5 protein-coding genes are annotated in these 2788 nt (G+C 47.4%); all 5 read right to left on the reverse strand.

What is annotated here, in order from left to right:
• The coding region (locus tag AC6I5A_RS00235; protein WP_034610315.1) for a CpsB/CapC family capsule biosynthesis tyrosine phosphatase at positions 1-285 on the reverse strand (285 nt) is incomplete at its 3' end.
• Between the two features lie 4 nt (positions 286-289).
• Positions 290-1018 (reverse strand): CpsD/CapB family tyrosine-protein kinase, encoded by a 729-nt coding sequence (locus AC6I5A_RS00240; protein ID WP_034610316.1) that lies wholly within the window; start codon positions 1016-1018, stop codon positions 290-292.
• 15 nt (positions 1019-1033) lie between these two features.
• Positions 1034-1732 carry a YveK family protein gene (locus AC6I5A_RS00245; protein WP_034610319.1) on the reverse strand — a complete coding sequence of 233 codons (699 nt, stop codon included), beginning with the start codon at positions 1730-1732 and terminating at the stop codon, positions 1034-1036.
• Positions 1733-1942: 210 nt separating this feature from the next.
• Positions 1943-2350 carry a F0F1 ATP synthase subunit epsilon gene (locus AC6I5A_RS00250; RefSeq protein WP_034610321.1) on the reverse strand — a complete coding sequence of 136 codons (408 nt, stop codon included), beginning with the start codon at positions 2348-2350 and terminating at the stop codon, positions 1943-1945.
• A gap of 3 nt (positions 2351-2353) precedes the next feature.
• Positions 2354-2788: ATP synthase beta subunit C-terminal domain-containing protein (locus AC6I5A_RS00255; protein WP_497900370.1), on the reverse strand; the 435-nt coding region annotated here is incomplete at its 5' end.

Consider the following 2788-nt stretch of genomic DNA (forward strand, 5'->3'; position numbering starts at 1 on the left):
TTTTCCGGCACGCACCCACTTTATTAGGTCCGGGAAGATATAGTTCTCAGCGCCGGGTAGAATATCAACCGGAATACCAGCCTCGGTAACCGCTTGGCGCACTTGTTCCGTTGCAGCCAGAATTTCCGCAGGACTTAAGAAATCCCTTCCTTCCAGGACGTGCGGGGTGGCGATAAGCGTCTTAAATCCCGCCTCGTGCAACTGACGCACTATTCCCAGCGTTTCTGCCATGTTTTTTGACCCGTCGTCCAGCCCGGGCAGGATGTGGCTATGGATATCAATCATCTGATCATCCTTCCGATGGTGCCGAGCGGTCTTTACGGCGCTTGTGCTTCTTCTTGGTATCGTCAGACCCGTGATAGTAGTAATAATAGTAATATTCGCTGGTTTTCGTGTCCGCCTTATTGAGTACCGCCCCGAGGATCTTGGCGCCTACTTTATCGAGCAGTTCTTTCGCTCTTTGAGCAAACTCCTTGTTCACTTCACCAGAGGCCAGGACCAGGATGACTCCATCGACTTCCTGGGCGAGAATCGCGGCATCTGTCACCGCAACAATGGGAGGGGTATCGATGAGGACCATGTCATATTGCTCGCTTACTTCCTGGAGCAAACGCTTCATCCGTTTAGACCCGATAAGCTCCGCAGGATTGGGAGGGATGGGACCTCCTGTGAGAACCCTTACACAAGGCACAGCTGTTTCCCGAATATATTGCCGGTAGTCCTTATCTTGAACCAGGGCTACCGATAACCCCTGAGCATTATCCAGGCCAAAAAGCTTATGCTGGGTAGGATTGCGCAAATCTGCGTCTATGATCAAGACGGTTTTCCCAGCTTGGGCCATACTGACCGCCAGGTTGGCCACTGTTGTTGTTTTTCCTTCCCGGGGTCCGGGGCTTGTGATCATAATTTTCCTGGTATCTGAATCCACGCATGTAAACTGGACATTCGTCCTCAGGGTCCGGTAAGCCTCCGCGATGGGAGATTTCGTCTGCTCAAAGGTGACTAGCGAATATGCCAATAGAATCTACTCCTCTTACCCTTGTTTTCCTGTTTGATAGTTGGGAATAACGCCCAATACAGGAATCCCCAAAAGCTCCTCAACATCACTTGAGGTCTTTATTGTGTTATCCAGAAATTCCAGCAAGAAGGCCAGGCCAACCGCAGCCATCAAGCCCACCACAAAAGCAAGCAGCACGTTAAGCTTTTTATTGGGTTTAACGGGACTAACCGGAGTCACTGCGGTATCCACAATGCTGACACTATCTACTTTTTTTATATCAATAACAGCTTTGGAAAACTCTTCAGCCATTGCGTTGGCAATTGCCGCTGCCAATTCAGGGTTTATATTAGTCACCTGAATTTCCAAAATTTCCGTAGTCTTCACCGGATTTATAGAGATTAGACTGTCAAGTCCTCCGATACTCATCGGTAAGTTTAAGCTATTGATCACATTTTGTTCGACGGTGCGGCTCTGGGCGATTGCCGCATAAGTCTTCGCAAGTTGTAGGTTCGCTTGGAGGACATTATTCTCCAGCATTTGTATTGCTTCCTGGCCAGACTCCAAAGCTTTTTTTCCGACGATCAACGTAGTGGAGGCTTGATACACCGGCTTGATGATAAAAAAACTAATGATTCCGCTGGTGAGCGCGGCAATTAGTGGTAATACCACTATGATCACCCAATGTTTGCGCAACACTTCCCAGTACTGCCGTAAATCCATTTCCTCTTCCATATTAACCTCCCGAAATCGTTGTGCAAAGCTTGTTTGTCCTTACACACTATACACTATTCGCTATTATTCYTGATTTTCCTTCAAGTCTTCTCAATAAAACTACATTCTCTGCTAGTGAAGCTGACGAATCTAGCACAAGAAAAAAAGCCCTTGGAAGGGCCCTTTTTCTTTTCTATTAACAAAAATTACAATACATCTACAAGCGAGAGTTTATTTCTTTTCTCCTGCGGCACTAAGGCGAGCAATTGCTCTTCGCAACGCTAACTCAGCACGTTGTACGTCGGTGTCACTGGAAAGTGCCGCCAGACGCTTCTGCGCCCGTTCTTTAGCTTCCATTGCGCGAGCGATATCGATATCTTCACTCAGCTCGGCAGTTTCCGCAAGAACTATTGCAGAATTATCGACAACTTCAACAAACCCCCCCGCAACAGCCGCACGTTTAACAGTGCTGTTCAGGGTATAACGTATAACACCGATCTTCAATCCTGAAATCAGGGCTGTGTGGTGCGGCAAAATTCCTAATTCGCCTGCTTCACCGGGAAGAATAACAAACTCAACCTCTTCTTTCAGGACGTTTCCTTCCGGGGAGACGATCTGTAGAGAGAATGCTCCTGCCATGTCTTATCCCCCCAATGTCTTGGCTTTTTCGACTACTTCTTCTATAGGTCCAACCATCAGGAAGGCGGCCTCTGACAAGTTATCGTATTTTCCTTCCACAATTTCTTTGAAGCCGCGAATAGTTTCTTTCAATGGTACATACTTTCCTGATTGGCCGGTGAATGCTTCGGCAACGGAGAACGGTTGTGACARGAAGCGTTGGATTTTACGAGCCCGGAAAACAATAAGTTTTTCATCTTCAGAAAGCTCATCCATACCAAGAATGGCAATAATATCTTGCAATTCCTTATATTTTTGCAGGATTTGCTGAACACTTCGCGCTACGGAATAATGTTCTTCTCCTAACACCAGAGGGGAAAGGATTCGCGACGAAGAATCCAGCGGGTCGACAGCTGGGTAAATTCCAATTTCCACGATCGCCCGGGACAAAACGGTTGT

It is taken from the genome of Desulfosporosinus sp. Tol-M2 (assembly GCF_059735615.1).

What these genes read in the sequence shown, in the direction of transcription:
- AC6I5A_RS00250 (WP_034610321.1), bottom strand. Translation starts at nt 2,350, where the DNA reads ATGGCAGGAGCATTCTCTCTACAGATCGTCTCCCCGGAAGGAAACGTC.
- AC6I5A_RS00245 (WP_034610319.1), bottom strand. Translation starts at nt 1,732, where the DNA reads ATGGAAGAGGAAATGGATTTACGGCAGTACTGGGAAGTGTTGCGCAAA.